Origin of the sequence: Micromonospora sp. CPCC 205554 (genome assembly GCF_036902745.1) — a bacterium.
GTDB classification, from domain to species: domain Bacteria; phylum Actinomycetota; class Actinomycetes; order Mycobacteriales; family Micromonosporaceae; genus Micromonospora; species Micromonospora tulbaghiae.
In genome coordinates, this window is the sequence record NZ_JBAKHP010000010.1 from 193640 (window position 1) to 213582 (window position 19943).

Consider the following 19943-nt stretch of genomic DNA (forward strand, 5'->3'; position numbering starts at 1 on the left):
ACGGCCGGCTCACCGCAGGCGGTACGCCTGGATGATCCGCTGGGTCACGGTGTTGCCGGCGTCGTCACGTGCGGTGGCCCGCAGCGACGCGTACCCCGGGCCGGCCGGGTGCCGGACGGTGGCCGTCCACGCCCCGCCCTGCTTCTTCAGCGCCGCCTTCCGCCAGGTCTTCCCGCCGTCGTACGAGACGTCGACGGTGAGCGCCACGACCCGGCCGGACGGCGCGCCGGGCTGACGCTGCACCGTCACCGGCACGGTGAACGTCCGGCCCGCCGGGGCGGAGCTGTCCACCGCCAGCGGCGGGGTGAACCGGACCGCCATGGCGGGGAGCCGGGCGGGCACGTCACCCGGCACCCGCTTGGAGCGGAACGTCCAGCTCGCCGAGACCTCGGTGCTCAGGTCGGTGAAGCCGCGCGTCGCAGTGGTCTCCAACCGGTAGTTCGCCGTTCCCGGCGGCAGCGTGAACTCGCCGTACCCCGGGTAGGGCGACTCGGCGAACAGCTTGCCGTTGCGGTAGAGCCGCGTCTGCTCGGTGTCGTTCAGCGAGCCGCCCGGGTGCCCGGCCGCGTCGCTGTGCACCGGCAGCGAGACCACGAGGGTGTCGCCGGTACGGGTGATGCCCTGCTCCGGCCACCGCGGCTGCGGGAACGACGGGCCGAACGGGGCCTTGTTCCACTCGTCGCGGTAGGTGTGCCCGGCCCGGTAACGGGTCGGCCCGGACTCCAGCGCCGCCCGCGGCTGCAACCAGCCGTCCTCGTCCCGCTCACCGAAGGCCAGTTCGGTGCTCCAGCGGGTCCGGTTGGTGGTGAGGTGGTCGATCCGCTTGCCGGGCACTTGTACGGGCAGAATGACCGCCGAGCCGCCCATGTTGTAGTCGGGCTCCGCGTACACGACCAGTTCGTTGTCCATCCCGGTGTAGCCGGCGGCGAACCGGTTGGCGACGGTGGCCAGGTCGGCGGGCCGGTAGTTCCGGACGAAGCCGGTCGGGAGGCGGCCCGGGAACAGCTCGTTCAGTCCGTAGAAGTACGGGCTGCGCTCGGGCGCGGTCGGCTCGGCCCACTGGCTGGCGAGCGAACCGACGAACACCTTGTCGGAGACGTTGCGGCCGACCTGGGCCGAGTAGAGGCCCTCGAACCGGTCGGTCCAGAGCCCGAAACTGGCGTAGTAGTCGTCGAATCCCCAGGCCGCGGTGAGGTCGATCAGCAGTGGTGCCGCGCCGCGCTGCGGCACCGTGGTGCGGACCGGCTTCGCCCGCCGGGCGTCCAGTGCCAGCCGCTGGTTGCCGGCGACCACCAGCTCCGGCCGAGCGAGGAAGGAGACCTCGGACCAGCCCTGGTCGCCGTCGACGAAGATCAGGCTCTGCACGCCGTACCGGCCCTTGGGCACCCGGATCCTGGCCTCGCCGTCGGCGTCGTACACGTCGCGGTAGCTGCCGTCGTCGAGCCCGAGCAGGCTCGTGTAGTAGCCGTCGGTCAGGGCGCCGGAGCGGTTGCGGTGCGTCACGGTCAGGTCGTAGCTCTCCACCTCGCGGTCGACCGCGAGCGGGGTCACCGCCACCGCGTCGCCGGCGCGGGCGAGCAGGCGACCCGTCCAGTAGCCGTCGGCGCCGCCGAGCCGGGTGTCCACCACGACCGTCACCTGGGCGGTGCCGCCCGCCGGGACGGTCAGCCGGGAGGTGCTGAGGGTGAGCATGCCGGCCGGTGCGGTCCGACCGCCCGGCCCGGTGAACCCGGTGCTCAGGTCCAGCGTGAGCGGGGCGTTCCCGCCGTTGCGGTAGGTGACCGTCCGGCTGATCGGCTGGTCGTCGGTGTGCGGCCAGGTCGCCACGCCGAACGAGAGGGACGCCGGTTCGCTCGTCACCTGCTGGGTGATCGCGCGGGCGAGGTCGACCCGGCCGGCGCCCTGCTGGAACGCGGTCTGCTCCGGGTGCGGCTTCGCCGAGGCCATCAGCGTCGCCTTGTAGCGGCCGGGCGTCCAGCCGGGGTGCTGCTGGGCGAGCAGCGCGACCGCGCCGGCCACGTGCGGGGTCGCCATCGACGTGCCGGACAGCGAGGCGTACCGGTCCCCCACCGGGTCGCCGATCTGGCCGTTCGCGGCCCGTGCGGCCACGATCTCCACGCCGGGGGCGGTGATGTCGGGCTTGATCGCCCCGTCGCCGACGCGGGGACCGCGGCTGGAGAAGTCGGCGAGCGCGTCGTCCCGGTCCACGGCGCCGACCGCGAGCGCGGCGTCGGCGGTGGCCGGCGAGCCGACCGAGCCGTCGGCGCCGTCGTTGCCGGCGGCGATCACGAAAAGCGTCCCGTGCTGCTCGGTGAGCGTCCCGACCGCCTCCTCCAGCGGGTCCACCTCCGGGGAGTCGCCGCCGCTGAGGCTCATGTTGACCACGGTGGCGTGCTGCTCGGCCGCGGCCCACTGCATGCCGGCCAGAATGGCCGACTCGGTGCAGCCGTAGACCTCGCAGACCTTCCCGGACAGCAGCGTGGCGTCCGGCGCCACGCCCCGGTACTTCCCGCCGGAGGCGGCGCCGCTGCCGGCGATGGTGGAGGCCACGTGCGTGCCGTGCCCGACGATGTCGTCCGGGTTCGCCTCCTCGGTGAAGTTGCGCGACTCGGCGACCTTGCCGGCCAGGTCCGGGTGGGTGAGGTCGACGCCGGTGTCGAGCACCGCGACCCGCACGCCCTTACCGGTGTAACCGGCGGCCCAGGCGGTCGGGGCGCCGATCTGCGGCACGCTGTGGTCGAGCGTCACCCGCCGCCGGCCGTCGAGCCAGATCCGGTCGACACCCCCCGCCGCGTCGAGCCGTGCGCCGGAGCGGTCCGCGCTCACCGCCTTCCAGAGCGCGCCGGTGTCGCCCTTGTCGGCGACGACAGCTGCGCCGTCGATCGCCGGCAGGTCGCGGATCACCCGGGCGCCGGCGAGCGGGTCCGCCGTCCGCCGGGCCACCCCCGGCCGGTACGTCACGAGCAGCGGCACGGTGGCGCGGCGCGCGTCGTCGTACCCGGCCTCGATCAGCCCGGTCACGTCGAACAGCCGCCGGTCGAGCTTGCCCGCGCGCACCAGCGGGAGCGCGTCCTGCGGCAGCACGGTGAGCCGGTCGCGCTCCCGTCCGACCACGAACTGGATGCCGGCGCGGCCCGCGCCGGGGCGTACCGCCGCACGGCCGCCGGGAGCGACGCTGACCCGGTCGCCGGTGATCAGGGTGACGGTGACCGGGCCGGCACCGGGCTGGGCGGACGGCCCGGTACGGGCGGACGGGCCGGTCGGGGCCGTGGGCGCGGCGGCCAGCGCGGGCACCGGCAGGCCGAGCGCCAGCGCCAGGCCGAGGCCGAGCGCCGTCAGCTTTCTGCGGTTCCGGAGCAACCTTTCCTCCTTCGTCGGACGTTTCATCGATGAGAGACACATCGACGCGGGTATCAGAATTGCATACCGCGTATGCAACAGGAAGTCGCCGATCCGACGGAACCGCCACCCCGCTCCCGGGTCGGCCGGGACGATCGAGCGATGACCTCCATGAAGGACCGGATGCTGGCCGGCGAGCAGTACATCGCCGACGACCCCGCGATCATCGCCGACCTGGAGCGCGCGGCCCGGCTCGGCGAACGCTTCAACCGCAGCTCCGCCGACGACCCGCCGGGCCGCCTCGCCGCGCTGCGCGAGCTGCTCGGCTCACTCGGCGAGGACGCCTGGGTCCGGCCACCGCTGTACTGCGACTACGGACACCGGACGCACATCGGCCCGCGCACCTTCGTCAACTTCAACGCGGTCTTCCTCGACGTCGCCCGTATCACCATCGGCGCGGACGTCCAGATCGGACCGAACGTGCAGCTGCTCACCGCCACCCACCCGGTGGAGCCGGAGGCACGGCGGGCGAAGTGGGAGTCGGCCCTGCCAATCACCATCGGTGACAACGCCTGGCTCGGCGGGGGCGTGATCGTGCTGGCCGGAGTGACCATCGGAGAGAACACGGTGGTCGGCGCCGGCGCGGTGGTCACCCGCGATCTGCCGGCGAACGTGGTGGCGGTGGGTAACCCCGCTCGCCCGATCAGGAGCCTGGCCCAACCGTCCTGAGCTGCGGGAACAACCGTTCCAGCGGATGCGGATTCCCGACCCGTCGCGCACTCTGGGTAGTAGAGCGTTTACCAGGAGGCACAATGGAACGGGTCCTCGAACTGCGGGTGCACGGGGTCTCAAACACCCCGCCGGATCAGCTGCTCGGCCTGACCGCCGGCGCCAACGGTGACGGTGCGCAACCAGCACTGGTCGCCGGCGGTCAGGTGACCGGCTTCTACCGGTCCAGCACCGCGGGCCGGGACGACCCGATCACGGTCGAGGCGTACAGCTGGGGGCAGTTGACCTCCGGCGCGCGGACCCGGCGGGACGTGGAACGGGCGCTGTGGACGCTGATGCTCCCTTTCGCGCTGGCGAACGTCGCGCTGCACGCCCGCGCCGGCATCCCGCCCGACCCGGACCAGGAACGCTGGGCCAGCCGGTCCGGCATCACCGCCTGGCTCATCCGCCTGTTCTGCCTGAGCCTGACCTGCACGCTCGTCCTCACCGTGACCGGCGTCGGGGTGGACCTGATCGGCTGGCAGTGCGTGGAGGCGGACTGCCTCGGCCGGCTCCCCGGCCCGTGGGAGTTCCTCGGCGACTCCTGGTGGCGCGAGGACACCCGGGCGCTCGCGCTCGGGCTGCTGCTGCCACTGCTCGTGCTCGCCGCGATCGGACTCGTCGCCTTCCGCACCTACCAGTACGAGGCGCAGATGCCCGCCGACCCGCACCACCATGCGCCGGCCAAGGAGGACGGAGAGCCGGTCGAACGGCCGGACCCGCGTGAGCCCCCGCAGAACCCGCTCCAGGACCCGACGTTCTGGAACGGGGAGGGGCAACTGCGCCGGGCCGCCGTGCTGCACCTGTGCACCGGGGCGGTCAGCGCCGCCGCCGTACCGGTCGTCGCGGTGATGATCATGGACCCGCCGCGCGGTCTGCGGTCCGCCGTCGCCTGGCCCACCGTGGCGCTGCTCGCCACCGTGGTGGTGATCGCCGTGGTGGCGGTCGCCCGGCCCTGGCTGACCCGGCGCCAGGGCGCCACCCCGCTCGGCCGGTGGAGCGCGGCGGTCGCGACGCTCACCACGCTCGGACTGATCGGGGCGTTCGTCCTGCTGCTGCTCCCCGACGGGGCGGCCGGGCAGCCGCTGTCGACGTACCGGCCGCCGGACGGGTGCGCGGCGCAGCCGGACACCGCCGCCTGTCACGCCGACCGGTCCCTTCCCGGCTACGACACCGCTGTCGCCTGGCTCGTCGCGTACCAGGTGCTGTTGCTGCTCGCCATCGCCGCGGCGAACCGCTCCGGCCGCCGGGCGCTGATCGGACCCACCGCCGGGATGCTGCTGCTGCCGCTCGGTGCGGCCTGGATCGAACGCGGCCTGCCCGCGCTGCCGGCCGCGCCGGACGAGCTGCGCACCTGGATGCTCGTCGGCCCGGCCGTCGCGCTGGCCACCGCCGGACTGTTCCTGCCCCGCCTGCGGCCGGCGGTGCCGACCCAGCCGCTCGGCGCGTACACCGATCTCGCCTGGCACGGGTGCGCCCCGGCGGTCATCGCCGGGTTCGGCTGGATGATGGCGGTGGCGTACTGCGCCGGGCTGCTCTACTGGGTCAGCGACCGGCTCGACGCGTCGGCCGAACCGAGCGGCCCGAGCCGGGTCGTGCCGCCGCTGGCCGTGTTCTGGGCCGGGCTGGCCTGCGCGATCGGCCTGGCCGCGTTGATCGGGCTGCTGATCCGGGCGGTCGTCCTGCTGCATCGCCTGCGCCGGGTCGAGTACGCCCGGCTCGCCGCCACACCCGGCCTGTCCGCGCACGACCTGCGGCGCTGCCGCGACGTCAGCACCTACCGGGCGCTGCACCGGCTCGTCGGCGAGCACGCGGTACGGCTGCTGGGCTGCTACGCCGCGTTCTGCGCGATCCTGGTCACGCTCTGCTGCGCCGCCGCGCTGTCCGGCGAACGGCCCAGCCCGCTGTCCCCGTCCGGCTGGCAGACCGCCATCCACTGGACCGCCGAGCGCGGCGACACCGTCCTCGGCTGGCTGCCGGTGGTGATGGCGGCGCTCGGGCTGCTCGTCTACCGCACCGACTCGGTGCGCCGCTCGGTCGGCGTGATCTGGGACGTGTGCACGTTCTGGCCCCGGGCCGCGCATCCGCTCGCGCCGCCCAGCTACGCCGAGCGCGCCGTGCCGGAACTCCAGACCCGGGTGGCGGGGCTGCTGGCGTTGCCGCCGCACCACAGCGACCGGATGGACGGCGTCATCCTCTCCGGGCACAGCCAGGGCACCGTCATCTGCGCCGCGGTGCTGCTGCAACTGCCCCGCCGGTGGCGGCTGCGGACCTGGTTCTTCTCCTACGGCTGCCAGCTCACCCGGCTCTACGGTCGGGTCTTCCCGTCCTACTTCGGGCCGGAACGGCTGCGGGCGCTGGCCGGCGCGCTCACCTGGCCCGGCGGGCACGTGGCCTGGACGAACTTCTGGCGGGACACCGACCCGCTGGGCTGGCAGGTCAGCGCCGGTCAGCGGGACGTGCCGGTGGCCGACCCGGAGGCGCTGCACCCGTCCGGCGGCGAGGTCGCCGACCCGCCCATCCGCAGCCACAGCGGCTACCCGGAGGCGGTGGAGTTCACCCGCGAGCGGGCGGTGGTGGCCCGGCTACTGCGCCGCACCGTGCCGTCACCCCGGCAGCGGACCGGTTGACCGTGCGCCACTACGGCGGCGGGTCGCCCCCGGCGTCACGTCTGCGGCGGGTCGGCCAGGCGTACCACCAGGTCGGCGTGCCCGGCCGTGCCGGCGACCCGCCGGGCGTTCTCCTCGTCGCTGCCGAGCGCCCAGGCGCGGGCCTGCTCGGGCGACTTCCCGTACGCCTCGTGGCGCGCGGTGAGCCGGCGCAGCCGCAGCTCCGCGTCCAGGTCCAGGAACCAGATCTGGTGTACGAGGGTGCGCACCTCCTCCCACGGGTCGTCCCGCAGCAGCAGGTAGTTGCCCTCGGTGACCACCAGGCGCACCTCGGGCGGCACCTCGATCGCCCCGGCGACCGGCTCCTCCAGGTCGCGGCGGAACTCCGGCACCCACACCGACGTCGGTTCCAGCCGGCGCAACCGGCGCAGCACGGAGACGAAACCGTTGACGTCGAACGTGTCCGGCGCGCCCTTGCGTCCGGCCCGGCCGAGCCGTTCCAGCGCCGATCCGGCCAGGTGGAAGCCGTCCATCGGGACCAGCCGGGCGACCGGGCCGAGCGCGGCCACGATCCGTTCCGCCAGGGTGGACTTGCCCGCACCGGGCGCGCCGGCGATGCCGAGCAGCTGACGCGGGCCGGCCTCGGCCAGCGTGCGCGCCCGGGCGACCAGGTCGTCGAGCCCGAGCACCTCCGCGGGCGGCATCAGCCCAGCACCGGCTCGCTGATGGTGAACCGCGCCTCGACCGCCGCCTGCACCGGCTGCGGCGCCGGGTCCAGTTCCAGTTCGCGCTCCGGCTCGCCGGAGCGCGAGTACGCCGCCCCGACCATCATCATCGGCGGGGCGGCGCTCATCCCGGTGTCGGACAGCTCGCGCAACGCGATCACCCGGGCGCCGAGCGCCTCGGCGTACTCCCGGGCCCGGACCAGCGCGTCGGCGATGGCGGCCTGCCGCGCCTCCCGGTAGGCCGGGCTGTCCGGACGCAGCGACCACACCGGCCCGGCCACCTCGACCTGCTCCTGGTCGGCCAGGCGGAGCATCAGCTCGCCGAGCGCGGTGAAGTCGGTGGTCGTGACGGTGGTGCTCACACTCCCCTGGTAGGCCACCACCCGCTCGCCGGAACGCTTCGTCACCGGCCAGACGTGGACCTGGCCGGTCTCCCGGCGCTCCACCGCCGGCTCGGCGGCGTCGAGCAGCGCGCGCACCGCGGCGGCCCGTTCGGCCAGCCGGGTCAGCGTGGTCTCCCGGTCCCGGTCGCGCGCCACCGCCGTCACCGTGAACCGGGCCAGCTCGGGAGCCACCTCCCGGTACGCCTCACCGCGTACCGCCACGACCGGTGCGTCAGCCATGCCGCTCAGCCTAACGGCGGGGTGGCCGGCAGGTGCCCCATGTAGGTGACCGCGCCGGCCGTCTCCCGTACCCCGCTCAGGTGACCGCCCGCCGCGCCCAGCTCCCGCAGGTACGCCAGCTCGCCCGCGTGGTCGGCGGCGGCCGGGAACTCCCGCCGGTGCGTGCTGAACGTACGCGCCCGCAGCGTCGCGCGGACGTCCCGCCCCTCGGCGAACCGGTCCGCCAGCGCACCGGCGTCGCCACCGCGCAGCGCCTCGGTCAGCTCGCTCAGGAACGCGCCGAGCGCGTCCAGTTCGGCGAGGACGCGGTCCCGGTTGCCGAGCAGCATGTTCGCGGTCCGTTCGGGCGGCCCGCCGGCGACACGGGTGCCGTCGGAGAAGCTGCCGGCGGCGAGCGTCAGCACCGCGTCCCGCAACGCCGACCGGTGCACGGTGCCGGCCAGCGCTCCCGCCAGCACGTGCGGTACGTGCGAGGCGAGCGCGGCGGCGCCGTCGTGTTCCGGGGCGGACATCGGCACCACCCGGGCGTGGAAGACGTCCACCAGCAGCACCGCCAGCCGCCGGAACGCGCCCAGGCCGGTCGGCCCCGGGCAGAGCACCCAGGCGGCGCCGTCGAGCAGGTCCGGGCCGGCCGCGGCCGCTCCGGCCCGGTCCGCGCCGGCCATCGGGTGCCCCGGCACGACCCGGTGCCCGAGCCCCTGCACGGTGGCGGCGGTGCTCACCTCGGCCTTGACGCTGCCCACGTCGGTGAGTACGCAGTCGTCGTCGGTCACGGCGGCGACCCGGGCCAGTGTCGCCGGCAGCGTGGGCAGCGGGCCGCAGAGGAACACCACGTCCCGGCCGGTGACCGCCTCCTCGAGCGTGCCGGGCGCGTCGACGCCCCGGTCGCGTACCAGCCGGCGGGCCGCCGGATCGGGATCCCAGCCGGCGACGTCCAGCCCGGCGGCGTGCAGCCGCAGCAGCACCGAACCGCCGATCAGCCCGGTGCCGACCACCGCCGCCCGCGCCAGCCCGCCCGCCACGTCAGGCCTCGGCGAGCCGCCCGGCCACCGCGTCCACGTGCTCGTCGGACTCGGTGAGGGCCGCCCGGACGTGCCGGGCGCCGGCCGGGCCGTAGAAGACACCGGCGGCCACCAGGATGCCCCGGCGGGCCAGCCGGTCCACTGTCTCCCAGCAGTCCTCGTCCCGGGTGAGCCAGAGGTAGAGCCCGGCCTCCGAGTGCTCGACGGCGAAGCCGGCAGCGGTGAACGCCGCGCGCAGCTTCTCCCGCCGGACGCGGTAGCGCTCCCGCTGGGCGTCGGCGTGCTCCTGGTCGCCGAGCGCGGCCACCATCGCGGCCTGCACCGGCGCCGGCACGATCAGACCCGCGTGCTTGCGGATCTTGAGCAGCTCGGCCACCAGCGCCGGGTCACCGGCGACGAACCCGGCCCGGTAGCCGGCCAGGTTGGAGCGCTTGGACAGCGAGTGCACCGCCAGCACGCCGTCGTACGAGCCGCCGCACACCTCGGGCGAGAGCACCGAGACGGGCTCGGCGTCCCAGCCCAGCGGCAGGTAGCACTCGTCGCTGGCGACCACCGCGCCCCGCTCGCGCGCCCACTCGACCACCTTGCGCAGGTGGGCGGCGGGCAGCACCCGGCCGGTCGGGTTACCGGGCGAGTTGACCCAGACCAGGCGGACCCGGGGATCCGGGCCCAGCGCGGTCAGCGAGTCGGTGCGTACCGTCGTCGCGCCGGCCAGCCGGGCCCCGTCCTCGTAGGTCGGGTAGGCCACCGACGGCACCACCACCACGTCACCCGGGCCGAGCCCGAGCAGCGTGGGCAGCCAGGCCACCAGCTCCTTGGAGCCGATCGTCGGCAGCACACCCAGGCCGTCGACACCCGCGCCGCAGGCCCGCGCGACCCACGCCGCGATCGCGTCCCGCAGGGCGGGCGTACCGGCGGTGAGCGGGTAGCCCGGCGCGTTCGACGCGTCGGCCAGGGCCCGGCGGATCAGCTCCGGCACCGGGTCGACCGGCGTGCCCATCGACAGGTTGATGAGACCGCCCGGGTGCGCCGCGGCCGTGGCGGCCGCGGCGTCCAGGGTGTCCCAGGTGAAGTCGGGCAGCCGTGCCGAGACCGGCGAGCGCCGGTTCAGTGGCCCTCGCCGCGCGGCGGCTGCGCGGCGACGAAGGTGGCGTCCTTCTCCACCTTGCCGATCTTCGAGGCGCCCCCGGGCGAGCCCAGGTCCTCGAAGAACTCGTAGTTGGCCCCGGTGTAGTCCTTCCACTGCTCCGGGACGTCGTCCTCGTAGAAGATCGCTTCCACCGGGCAGACCGGCTCACAGGCACCACAGTCGACGCACTCGTCGGGGTGGATGTAGAGCATCCGGTTGCCCTCGTAGATGCAGTCGACCGGGCACTCCTCGATGCATGCCTTGTCGAGCACATCCACGCACGGCTCGGCGATGATGTAGGTCACCGGTCTTCTCCTCCGCAAGACTCGTCGCGATCAACCGCAACGGTAAGAGCCTAGTATCTCGCCGGGGAGGGGGTCGATCGTGCTCCGACAGCAGGACGTGGGACACCGGATCGTGGTCCGCCGGATTGTGGGGATTCGCGAGGGCCGCACGCTGTTCTCCGACGCGCTCGGCGAGCTCGTGGAGCTGAGCGAGACCCACATCACTCTGTCCACCGACGCCGGGCCGCTGCGCGTACCGGTGGCCGAGGTGCACCGGGCAAAGCGGGTGCCACCGGCCCGGCGGCCCACCGCCGCCGCCGTGGTCGCGCTGGAGCTGGCCGCCGACGAGGCGTGGCCCGCGCCGGTACGCGGACGGCTCGGCGACTGGCGGCTGCGCTGGGCCGACGGCTGGACCGGGCGGGCGAACAGCGCGCTACCCGTCGGCGACCCGGACCGCGCGCTGCCCGCCGCGCTGGACGCGGTGCAGCGCTGGTACGCCGAGCGCGGCGGGCCCGCCCTGGTGAACACCCCGCTGCCGCTGGCCGCCCCGGTCGGCGCTGAGCTGGACGCACGCGGCTGGACGTCCCGGCCCCCGGTGCTGGTCCAGACCGTCCCGCTGCGCACCCTGACCGTGCCGCCGCCCGCCGTCCCGATGCCGGCTGCCGTCCCACTGCCGGCTGCCGTTCCGCTGCCGGCGACCGGACCGCTGCCCGCCGACGCCTCGCTTCCGGCTGCCGCCCCCGCCGGTGTGCCGCCGGTGACGCTCGCGGACGCGCCCGCCGACGACTGGCTGGCGATCGCCGCAGGCCGCAAGGGCGGGCTGCCGGACGCCGCCCGGCAGGTGCTCACCGGGACGCCCCGCGTCCGCTTCGCCGAGCTGCGCGAGGACGGCCGGCTGCTCGCGGTCGGGCGGGGCACGGTGACCGGCGGGGGCCGCTGGCTCGGCGTCAGCCTGCTGGAGACGGTGCCGGAAGCGCGCCGCCGAGGGCTCGCCGCCGCTGTCGTCCGCGCTCTGGCCGGCTGGGGCGCCGCCGAGGGCGCCACCCACGCCTTCCTCCAGGTCGAGCAGAGCAACACCGGCGCCGTGGCGCTCTACCGAGGGCTCGGCTTCACCACCCACCACACCTACCTGACCCGGGTCGCCCCGGCGGCCTGAGCGGCACCCCGGTCAGCGCCGGACGATCTTGCGGGGCCGGGTGCGCTTCATCTCGGCGTACCGCTTGAGCTGGCGGGACCGGTAGTCCCGGCCCAGCGCGGTCAGGATCAGGTAGCCGACCAGCACGCCCGCCGCGGTGGCCGCGAGATAGAGCCAGATCTGGGCGAAGAAGAGGCCCGCGCCGCCGCCGAACGGGTTCTCCCCGACCAGCAGCGGACCGGCGAACACGGTGAGCGCCAGCGCGACCGCGACGGCGGCGGCCAGGTCGCCGGCCCAGCGGCCCAGCGGCCGGTCGGCGCCCCACCGGAACGCGGTGCCGGCCAGGATCAGCCCGATGACCAGGAACATGGCGAGCGAGACGCGGCCGGAGGCGGTGTCGTCGTCCGGGAACGCGAGTTTGATGACCAGCCGGGCCACCACGTTCACCCCGAACAACGCGGCCGCCAGCACGCCTACCGCACGCCACCGCTGAGCCATCGCACGCCTCCCGCCGTACCGCCCGCTCCCTCGGCGGGCCTCCTGGCAGGAATGTCTACCACCGCGAGCTGTGCGGCGTCAGCACCTCACCGTGCGTCCGGCGGTGTCACCAGGCGCCGGAAGCCCAGTACCGCGAACGTGACCGCACCGGCCACGATCAACGCGAGGCCGAGCACGTTGTCACCGGCGAGCGCCAGATCGCCCTCGACGGTCCGGAAACCCCCCACCACGATCACCAGGAACCACGGCAGCGCGCCGAGCACAACCGCCCAGCGCGTACCCGTCGACCGGTGGGCGAACCGGCCCAGCAGCACCGTCGTCGCCACCACGGCGACCACCCCGGCGGCCACCAGGCCGATACCGAGAAGCGCCCGCAGCCCGCCGGAGCGGCCCTGCACCGTCTCCCAGGCCCAGGTCGCGAAGATCAGGTCGAGCAGCGCCAGCAGGACGCCGGCCCAGACCGTCACGACGCCGCCGGCCACCCGCAGCGCGCGGTCGAGCATCCGCTCCGCCGGGCTCGGCGTCGCGGCCGTCGGCGGCTGCTCGGGGAGGGTCGACACGGGTACGGCCGGCAGCGTCACCGGAGACCGGCCGCCGCGACCGGGGACCGCTGCGTGCCGTCCAGGGCGATCCCGGCGAACAGGTCGTCCTCCCAGCCGTACGGGCCGGCGCCCGGGCCCTTCTCGCCAACCGCGAGCGTGAAGTACTCCACCCCCATGAACTCGCCGCCGAAGTTGCCGGCGATCGAGTAGAGCCAGGAGTTCGCCGGGATCTGGGTGGCGTGGGCGCGCATCGCCGCCTCCTTGGCGGCGTGCTGGTCGGTGCCGTCGATCCGGGCGGCGATCTCCGCGTCCGGCGTGCCGAACGGCAGGTCGTCGGCGCTCTCGATGCCGGCGAACGGGTTGTCCGAGGACTCGGTGAACGTCTCCAGGCCCGCGTCGAGCACGCTGCGCGGCATGGCCGTCCAGTAGACCTTCGCCGGGGCGATCCCCTCGGCCGCGGCCAGCTCCACCGCCCGCATCGCCACCCGGTGCGCCTGGATGTGGTCGGGGTGGCCGTAGAAGCCGTCGGGGTCGTACGTGACGAGCACCTGGGGGCGGACCTCGCGGATGACCTCCACCAGGTACCCGGCTGCGACGTCCAGGTCGGCCTGCCAGAACGCCCGCGGGTGCTCGTTGGTGGTCAGGCCCATCATCCCGGAGTCGCGGTAGCGGCCCGCGCCGCCGAGGAACCGATGGTCGGTGACGCCGAGCGCGGCGCAGGCGGCGGCCAGCTCCCCGATCCGGTAGCCGCCGAGCTGGTCCGCCTCGGCCGCGCAGAGCTGGGCCAGCGGCGGGACGTGGATCTCGCCCTCCTCGCCCAGCGTGCAGGTGACGAGCGTGACGTGGGCGCCGGTGGCGGCGTAGTGCGCCATCGTCGCGCCGGTGCCGATCGACTCGTCGTCGGGATGCGCGTGGACCAGCAGGAGGCGTCGGTCGGGCAGGGTCGTCACGCCCGTCACTCTAACCGGCGGTCCTGCCCGCTCGACGGTGATGCGTCCGCCCAGGTCGGCCACATCACCACCGGCGCCCGCCTACTCTGCAGGCGTGGACTTTCCCGAGCTGGCCGCCCGTACCCGTCGGTTCAGCCACGGGGCGCCGCGCGCCGTCGCCGTCGCGGGCGACGGCGCCCGGGTGATCTTCCTGCGTTCCGCGGGACCGGAGGACCCGGCCGACGCGCTCTGGCTGCTCGACGTCGACAGCGGCGAGGAACGACTGGTCGCGGACCCGGCGGTGCTGCTGGGCACCGACGCCGAGCCGGCCCGCCTCGCCCCCGGTGAGCGGGCGCTGCGCGAGCGGTTGCGGCTCAGCTCCGGCGGCATCGGCTCGTACGCGCTGGACTCGGCCGGCCGGGTCGCCGCGTTCGCGCTGGCCGGGCGGCTGTTCCGGGCCGACCTGGTGCACGGCGACGTGGTCGAGGTGGCGGCCGTCGGGCCGGTGATCGACCCGCGGCCCGACCCGGCCGGCGAACGGCTGGCGTACGTCACCGACACCGCCGAGGGAGTGCGCCGGGGCCAGTTGCGGGTGGTGGAGCCGGACGGTACGGACAACCTGCTCGCCGGGGAGGACAGCGGCGTCACCTGGGGGCTGGCCGAGCACATCGCGGCCGAGGAGTTCCACCGCTACCGGGGCTACTGGTGGGCGCCGGACGGCCGCAGCGTGCTGGCCGCCCGGGTCGACGAATCCCGCCTGGAACGCTGGTATCTGCACGACCCCGCCGACCCGGCGAGCCCGCCGACGTCGCTCGCGTACCCCGTGGCGGGTGGCCCGAACGCGGAGGTCAGCCTGCACCTGCTCGACCTCGACGGCGGCTGGGTCGACGTGCACTGGGACCGCGAGACCTATCCGTACCTGAGTTCGGTGGACTGGACCGAGGGCGGCCCGTTGATCACCGTGCTGCGCCGCTCGCAGCAGCACGGCCTGGTGCTCGCGGTGGACCCGCGCACCGGAGAGACGCAGGTGCACGCCGAGCTGGCCGATCCGCGCTGGGTGGAGCCGATCCCCGGCACCCCGGCGCACCTGCCCGACGGGCGGGTGCTGGTCGGCGGCGAGCTGGCCCACGACGGGTACGACGCCCGCTGCCTGTTCGCCGACGGCACGCTGCTCACCCCGCCCTCGCTGTACGTGCGGCGAGTGGTCGGGCGGCTGCCGAACGGCCCGAACGCGGCGGCGGACCTGCTGGTGGAGGCGAGCGAGGGCGAGCCGAGCCAGCGCCACCTCTACCGGGTGCGGACCACGATCGGCGGCGGCATGGACGCCCGCCGGATGGGCAGCGACCCGGGCTGGCACACGGCCTCGATCGGCGGGTCCACGCTGGCCGTGGGCATCGCGTCGCTGGAGCACGCCGGGGTCCGCTGGCGGGTGTGGCACGGCGACCGCGAGGTGGGTGAGCTGCGCTCGTTCGCCGCCACCTGCTCGTACGCGCCACGGCCGACGATGGTCCGGGTGACCGACCGGCGGCTGCCCAGCGCGGTGCTCTACCCGGCCGAGCACGTCAAGGGCACCCGGTTGCCGGTGCTGCTGGACGTCTACGGCGGGCCCGGTCACCAGGAGGTGGTGGCGGCCCGCAGTGTCTGGCTGGAACGGCAGTGGTGGGCCGAGCAGGGTTTCGCGGTGGTCACCATCGACAACCGGGGCACCCCGGGCATCGCGCCGTCGTTCGAGAAGGCGATCCACCGCCGGGTCGCGGACGTGATCCTGACCGACCAGGTGGACGCGCTCACCGCGCTGGCCGACAAGCACCCGGATCTGGACCTGGAGCGGGTGGCGGTGCGCGGCTGGTCGTTCGGCGGCTGGCTGGCCGGGCTGGCGGTGCTGCGCCACCCGGAGTTGTTCAAGTGCGCGATCGTGGGCGCGCCGGTCACCGACTGGGCGCTGTACGACACCGCGTACAGCGAGCGCTACCTCGGCATGCCGGACGACGGGATGGACGTCTACGCCCACCACTCGCTGGTCGAGCTGGCCGCCGAGCCGCTCGGCGACCCGGCGCAGGCCCGGCCGATGCTGCTGGTGCACGGCCTGGCCGACGACAACGTGCTGGCCGCGCACACGCTGCGGCTGTCGGCGGCGCTGCTGGCGACGGGCCGCCCGCACGCGGTGCTGCCGCTCACCGGCGCGAGCCACCTGGCCGCCGGCGGGGTGTCCGAGCGGCTGCTCCGGCTGGAGCTGGACTTCCTCCGCCGCTACCTGTGACGGCGAGGGCCCCCGCCGACAGGCGTCGGCAGGGGCCCTCGTCCGGCTGCTACTGCTTGACGTACGCGTTGACGAAGTTCGGGTAGCCGAACACGGAGGAGATGAACACCCCGCCCGCCTTGGACCCGTGCACGTTGTACGCCACGTCCACGTAGAGCGGCACCACCGGCGCGTGCTCCTTCATGATCCGCTCGTCGAGCTTGCCCCACTCCGGGCCCTGCTCGGACGGCGGCAGCGCCAGGATCCGGTCCATCTCGGCGTTGATCGCGTCGTCGTTGAAGTACGACTGGTTGCTGTTGCCCTCGGCCTTGATGGTCCGGCCGTCGTAGAGCACCGGCAGGATCGACGCACCGCTGGGCCAGTCCGCCGCCCAGTTACCGATGTACAGGTCCCAGGGGTTGTTCTTCTTCTTGACCTCGTCCAGCTTCGCGTCGTCCGGGATGTTCCGGACGGTGATCTTGAAGCCGGCGCGCTCCAGGTTGCCCTTGAGCTGGACCGCCTCCGCCTGCTCGGTCGTGTTGTCCGCGACGCCGAGGACCAGCTCGGGCGTCTGGCCGCCGAGCAGCTCCTTGGCCTTCTCCACGTTGCCGTTGGCGCCCGCCGGGTACGCGTCGTACGCCTTGTAGCCGATGGTCGACGGCGGCATCAGCGTGGTGATCGGCTGCGCGACGGTCTGGCCGCCGAGCGCCTTGACCAGGCCCTCGCGGTCGATCGCGTAGTTCAGCGCCTGGCGGATCTTCAGGTCCTTGACCCGCTGGGTGTTGATCACGAGCTGGTTGGCGCTCGGCGTCGGCGACAGCAGCGTGCGGGACTTCAGCGCCGGGTCACCGGCCACCTTCGCCACGAGCGAGGCCGGCACCGCGTTGAACGCCAGCGCGCTCTGGTCGGCGCCGTTGTCGGCGATCACCCGGTTGTTGGCGGCGTCGGCGGTCGGCCCGAAGCTCCACACGAACTGGTCCGGGTACTGGTGCCGCACCGGGTCGGTCTTCGCGTCCCAGTTCGGGTTGCGGTCGAGCGTGAGCTGGACCCCGACCTGGTTCTTGGCGATCTTGTACGGGCCGGACGAGAACGGCTTCTGGTCCAGGTTGACCCCGGTGTCCTTCTCCGGCTTGAGCGGCGCCGTGGTGGGCAGCGAGACCGCGAACGGCAGGTCACAGCGGGGCTTGGCGAACTCGAAGCGCAGCGTCTTGTCGTCCGGTGTGGTCAGGCCCGGCGGCAGCGACGTCTTGTTCTTCTTGAAGTCCCACTTGGTGTCGTACTGCGCGGTGTCGGCCAGCCACTCCTGGATGTAGGTGGGGCCGCCGGTGAGGTCCGGGTCGAAGGAGCGGGCGATGCCGTACGCGATCTCCTTCGAGGTGATCGGGCTGCCGTCCTCGAACTTCACCCCGTCCTTGATGGTGAATTCCCAGACCTTGCAGTCGTTGTTGACGTTCTTGCCCGGCGTCTCGGCCAGGTCACCCACGAGGACCAGGCCACCCTTGCCGTCGTCCTTCCAGGTGGTCAGGTAGCGGGCGAAGAGCGGGTTGGCCATCAGACCGGCGAACGAGTACGTCCGCTGCGGGTCCAGGTGGGAGATGGGGGTCTCCCGGATGATGGTGAACGTCCCGCCCTTGGCCGCACCGTCGATCTCGGCGGCCGGTCCCTGCGAGTCCTTGGGGTCGGTCGCGATGACCCCGGTCTGCTGCCGGTTGCCGTCCACCTTGGTGCCTTCGCCCGTGTTCTCCGAGCAGGCACCGAGTGCCACAACCAGTGCGATGGCGCCGCCAGCGGCGGCCGCTGCGCGTGGTCGCATGTCCTACCTCCTCCACCCGTTCGCCGAGCGCATCCGCCGACGTCCCGAGGATCGTAAAGAAGAAAAACTACGAGTTGGGTAACAGTTGTCGATAAATTTCGTCGCGGTTCAGCCGAGCCGCACCCGCGGGTCGATCACCGCGTAGAGCAGGTCCACCACCACGTTCGCCAGCACCACGAAGACCGCCGCGATCAACACGGTCGCCATGATCGTCGGCAGGTCTCCCGAGCGGACCGCGTCGACAGCGGTACGCCCCATGCCGTTCAAACCGAAGGTCGTCTCGGTGATCACCGTGCCGCCCAGCGCCCCGCCCACGTCCAGACCGGCGATCGTCACCACCGGTGTGATCGCCGCGCGCAGCGCGTGCCGGCCGTACACCTTGCGTTTGGCCAGGCCCTTCGCCCGCGCGGTCCGGACGAAGTCCTCCGACAGCGTCTCCAGCATCTGCGCCCGGGACAGACGGGCGTAGATCGCGGAGAAGAGGAACGCCAGCGCCACCCAGGCCAGCACCAGCCCGCTCGTCCACTTCAACGGGTTGTCGAACAACGATGTGTAGCTCGGCACCGGCAGCAGGCGCAGGTTGTAGACGAAGACGATGAGCAGCACCGCGCCGACGAAGTAGAGCTGCAACGAGGCGCCGGTGAGCGAGAAGCCGATCGCCGCCCGGTCCAGCCAGCTGCCCCGGCGCAGCGCCGAGAGCATGCCCAGGCCGACGCCGAGCAGCAGCCAGAGGATCGCCGCCGGGATGACGATGCTCAGCGTCACCGGCAGCACCCGGGCGATGGTGTCCGAGACCGCCTCGTTCGACACGTACGACCAGCCGAGGCAGGGGGCGTCGCACCGGCCGCCCTGGGCGCTGCCCAGGTCCCGGCCGGTGAAGATGCCCTTCATGTAGCCGGCGTACTGGCTGATCAGCGGATCACGCAGGCCCAGTTCCTGGCGGACCCGCTCCAGTCGCTCCGGGTTGCAGTTCTTCGGGCACATGCCGGTGACCGGGTCGCGGGGCAGCGCGAAGAACATCAGGAAGCTGAGCACGCTCACCGCGAACAGCGTGAGCGCGGCGGACAGCAGCCGGCGGATGAGGAATCGCGTCATGGGCCGGCCTCCTACCGGGACGACTTCGGGTCGAGCGCGTCGCGCAGCGCGTCACCGAAGAGGTTGAAGGCGAACACGAGCGCGAAGATGGTGATGCCCGGGAAGAAGACGTACGCCGGGTCGGTCTGCAGGTAGTCGAGGCTGCGGTAGATCATGCGGCCGAAGCTCGGGGTCTCGTCGGTGAGCCCGACGCCGATGAACGACAACGCTGCCTCGCTGGTGATGTACTGCGGCACGGCGAGCGAGAAGGCGACCAGGATCGGCGCCCAGGCGTTCGGCAGCAACTGCCGGAACAGCATGTGCCCGAGGCCCGCGCCGCTGGCCCGCGCCGCCTCCACGAACTCGCGTTCGCGCAGGGCGATGATCTGGCCCCGGACCAGCCGGGCCGTACCGGTCCAGCCGAACAGGGCGAAGATCGCGATGAGCACACCGATCTGGAAGTACGCCGGCACGGCCTCGCGCTGCCCGTAGAAGCGCAGCGCGACGGTCGGCATCAGGGCCAGCGCGATGATCAGGAACGGCATGGCCAGGGTCAGGTCGGTGATCCAGTTGATCACCGTGTCCAGCCAGCCGCCCAGGTAGCCGGCGAGCGTTCCCAGCGTCACGCCGATCATCGCGGTCAGCACGGCCGCCGCGAACGCGATGAACAGCGACGTCCGCAGCCCGTGCACCATCCGGATGAAGATGTCCCGGCCGAGACCGGGTTCCAGCCCGAACCAGTGCTCCCCGGTCACGCCCCCGGCGTAACCCAGCGGCATGCCGTAGCCGTCGAGGCGGTTCTGGAACTGCTCCTTCGGGCCCACCCCGTACAGCGCCTCGATGAGCGGCACTGCGAGCGCGACGAGCACGAAGAACGCCAGCAGGCCGCCGCTGATCAGCGCGGTGCGGTCCCGCTTGAGCCGCGCGAGGGCGAGCTGGCCGGGTGACCGGCCGACGAACTCCTTCTTGCCGCTCTCGCCGCCCTCACCGGGCGACTCGATCTCGGCGAGCGCGACGCCCTCGACCGGCGACAGGCTCATTGGGACACCTCCACGGGTTCGCCGGTCGGCACGCCGACCGGTCCGCTCTCCGGGTAGTGGCAGGCGGCGAGCTGCCGGCCGTCGTCCCGCGTGGTCAGCGCCGGTTCCTCCGTGGCGCAGTGGTCGGTGGCCTTCCAGCAGCGGGTGCGGAAGCGGCAGCCCGACGGCGGGTTG

16 protein-coding genes and 1 pseudogene are annotated in these 19943 nt (G+C 73.6%); 4 read left to right on the top strand and 13 right to left on the bottom strand.

The features are described from left to right. Window positions 1-9 precede the first annotated feature (9 nt). Window positions 10-3360 (bottom strand): S8 family serine peptidase, encoded by a 3351-nt coding sequence (locus tag V6U82_RS16515; RefSeq protein WP_334462128.1) that lies wholly within the window; start codon window positions 3358-3360, stop codon window positions 10-12. A gap of 141 nt (window positions 3361-3501) precedes the next feature. Here V6U82_RS16515 and V6U82_RS16520 point away from each other — a divergent pair, with 141 nt between their 5' ends. Together V6U82_RS16520 and V6U82_RS16525 are read left to right on the top strand one after the other, a co-directional pair. Beyond that, the gene (locus V6U82_RS16520) at window positions 3502-4068 is read left to right on the top strand and encodes a sugar O-acetyltransferase (RefSeq protein WP_128138391.1); all 567 of its coding nucleotides are present in this window, start codon (window positions 3502-3504) and stop codon (window positions 4066-4068) included. 83 nt (window positions 4069-4151) lie between these two features. Continuing rightward, window positions 4152-6737 (top strand): hypothetical protein, encoded by a 2586-nt coding sequence (locus V6U82_RS16525; protein WP_334462131.1) that lies wholly within the window; start codon window positions 4152-4154, stop codon window positions 6735-6737. A 35-nt stretch (window positions 6738-6772) separates the two neighbouring features. Here V6U82_RS16525 and V6U82_RS16530 read toward each other — a convergent pair whose 3' ends face one another. From V6U82_RS16530 to fdxA, 5 genes are read right to left on the bottom strand one after another with little or no spacing between them, the layout of a single operon-like run. Next, window positions 6773-7420 carry a nucleoside/nucleotide kinase family protein gene (locus V6U82_RS16530; protein WP_334462133.1) on the bottom strand — a complete coding sequence of 216 codons (648 nt, stop codon included), beginning with the start codon at window positions 7418-7420 and terminating at the stop codon, window positions 6773-6775. Then, on the bottom strand, window positions 7420-8064 hold the full coding sequence (locus tag V6U82_RS16535) for an SIMPL domain-containing protein (RefSeq protein ID WP_318335611.1): 645 nt from the start codon (window positions 8062-8064) through the stop codon (window positions 7420-7422). The genes V6U82_RS16530 and V6U82_RS16535 overlap by 1 nt, the downstream gene beginning before the upstream one ends. Before the next feature lie 5 nt (window positions 8065-8069). Then, window positions 8070-9086: a prephenate dehydrogenase gene (locus V6U82_RS16540; protein WP_334462136.1), complete on the bottom strand. Its 1017-nt coding sequence runs from the start codon at window positions 9084-9086 to the stop codon at window positions 8070-8072. Between the two features lies 1 nt (window position 9087). Next, a complete protein-coding gene (gene dapC / locus V6U82_RS16545) occupies window positions 9088-10197 on the bottom strand; it encodes a succinyldiaminopimelate transaminase (RefSeq protein WP_334462175.1) in 1110 nt (369 codons plus the stop codon). Then, window positions 10194-10520 carry a ferredoxin gene (gene fdxA, locus V6U82_RS16550; RefSeq protein ID WP_007464872.1) on the bottom strand — a complete coding sequence of 109 codons (327 nt, stop codon included), beginning with the start codon at window positions 10518-10520 and terminating at the stop codon, window positions 10194-10196. Before fdxA ends, dapC begins: the two co-directional genes overlap by 4 nt. 79 nt (window positions 10521-10599) lie before the next feature. Here fdxA and V6U82_RS16555 point away from each other — a divergent pair, with 79 nt between their 5' ends. Continuing rightward, a complete protein-coding gene (locus tag V6U82_RS16555; RefSeq protein WP_334462138.1) occupies window positions 10600-11655 on the top strand; it encodes a GNAT family N-acetyltransferase in 1056 nt (351 codons plus the stop codon). A gap of 12 nt (window positions 11656-11667) precedes the next feature. Here V6U82_RS16555 and V6U82_RS16560 read toward each other — a convergent pair whose 3' ends face one another. The 3 genes from V6U82_RS16560 to mshB form a co-directional block, all read right to left on the bottom strand. Continuing rightward, the gene (locus V6U82_RS16560) at window positions 11668-12132 is read right to left on the bottom strand and encodes a hypothetical protein (RefSeq protein ID WP_128137773.1); all 465 of its coding nucleotides are present in this window, start codon (window positions 12130-12132) and stop codon (window positions 11668-11670) included. An 86-nt stretch (window positions 12133-12218) separates the two neighbouring features. Further along, a complete protein-coding gene (locus tag V6U82_RS16565) occupies window positions 12219-12713 on the bottom strand; it encodes a hypothetical protein (RefSeq protein WP_334462141.1) in 495 nt (164 codons plus the stop codon). Continuing rightward, on the bottom strand, window positions 12710-13633 hold the full coding sequence (gene mshB, locus V6U82_RS16570; protein ID WP_334462142.1) for an N-acetyl-1-D-myo-inositol-2-amino-2-deoxy-alpha-D-glucopyranoside deacetylase: 924 nt from the start codon (window positions 13631-13633) through the stop codon (window positions 12710-12712). The genes V6U82_RS16565 and mshB overlap by 4 nt, the downstream gene beginning before the upstream one ends. Window positions 13634-13718: 85 nt before the next feature. Here mshB and V6U82_RS16575 point away from each other — a divergent pair, with 85 nt between their 5' ends. Beyond that, on the top strand, window positions 13719-15863 hold the full coding sequence (locus tag V6U82_RS16575; protein WP_334462143.1) for a prolyl oligopeptidase family serine peptidase: 2145 nt from the start codon (window positions 13719-13721) through the stop codon (window positions 15861-15863). 49 nt (window positions 15864-15912) lie between these two features. Here the strand turns inward: V6U82_RS16575 and V6U82_RS16580 are convergent, their stop codons facing one another. From V6U82_RS16580 to V6U82_RS16595, 4 genes and pseudogenes are all read right to left on the bottom strand, one after another. Further along, window positions 15913-17655, bottom strand: a complete 1743-nt coding sequence (locus V6U82_RS16580) for an ABC transporter substrate-binding protein (RefSeq protein ID WP_135241947.1) — start codon at window positions 17653-17655, stop codon at window positions 15913-15915. Between the two features lie 108 nt (window positions 17656-17763). After that, window positions 17764-18750, bottom strand: a complete 987-nt coding sequence (locus V6U82_RS16585; RefSeq protein WP_013288442.1) for an ABC transporter permease — start codon at window positions 18748-18750, stop codon at window positions 17764-17766. An 11-nt stretch (window positions 18751-18761) separates the two neighbouring features. Beyond that, the gene (locus V6U82_RS16590; protein WP_334462150.1) at window positions 18762-19769 is read right to left on the bottom strand and encodes an ABC transporter permease; all 1008 of its coding nucleotides are present in this window, start codon (window positions 19767-19769) and stop codon (window positions 18762-18764) included. Beyond that, window positions 19766-19943: pseudogene (locus V6U82_RS16595) on the bottom strand (dipeptide/oligopeptide/nickel ABC transporter ATP-binding protein); the annotation flags it as partial. The gene V6U82_RS16590 and the pseudogene V6U82_RS16595, both read right to left, overlap by 4 nt.

Coding starts and splice junctions, on each gene's coding strand:
- V6U82_RS16520 (WP_128138391.1), top strand. CDS start 3,502: ATGACCTCCATGAAGGACCGGATGCTGGCCGGCGAGCAGTACATCGCC.
- V6U82_RS16525 (WP_334462131.1), top strand. CDS start 4,152: ATGGAACGGGTCCTCGAACTGCGGGTGCACGGGGTCTCAAACACCCCG.
- V6U82_RS16530 (WP_334462133.1), bottom strand. CDS start 7,420: ATGCCGCCCGCGGAGGTGCTCGGGCTCGACGACCTGGTCGCCCGGGCG.
- V6U82_RS16535 (WP_318335611.1), bottom strand. CDS start 8,064: ATGGCTGACGCACCGGTCGTGGCGGTACGCGGTGAGGCGTACCGGGAG.
- V6U82_RS16560 (WP_128137773.1), bottom strand. CDS start 12,132: ATGGCTCAGCGGTGGCGTGCGGTAGGCGTGCTGGCGGCCGCGTTGTTC.
- V6U82_RS16580 (WP_135241947.1), bottom strand. CDS start 17,655: ATGCGACCACGCGCAGCGGCCGCCGCTGGCGGCGCCATCGCACTGGTT.
- V6U82_RS16585 (WP_013288442.1), bottom strand. CDS start 18,750: ATGACGCGATTCCTCATCCGCCGGCTGCTGTCCGCCGCGCTCACGCTG.
- V6U82_RS16590 (WP_334462150.1), bottom strand. CDS start 19,769: ATGAGCCTGTCGCCGGTCGAGGGCGTCGCGCTCGCCGAGATCGAGTCG.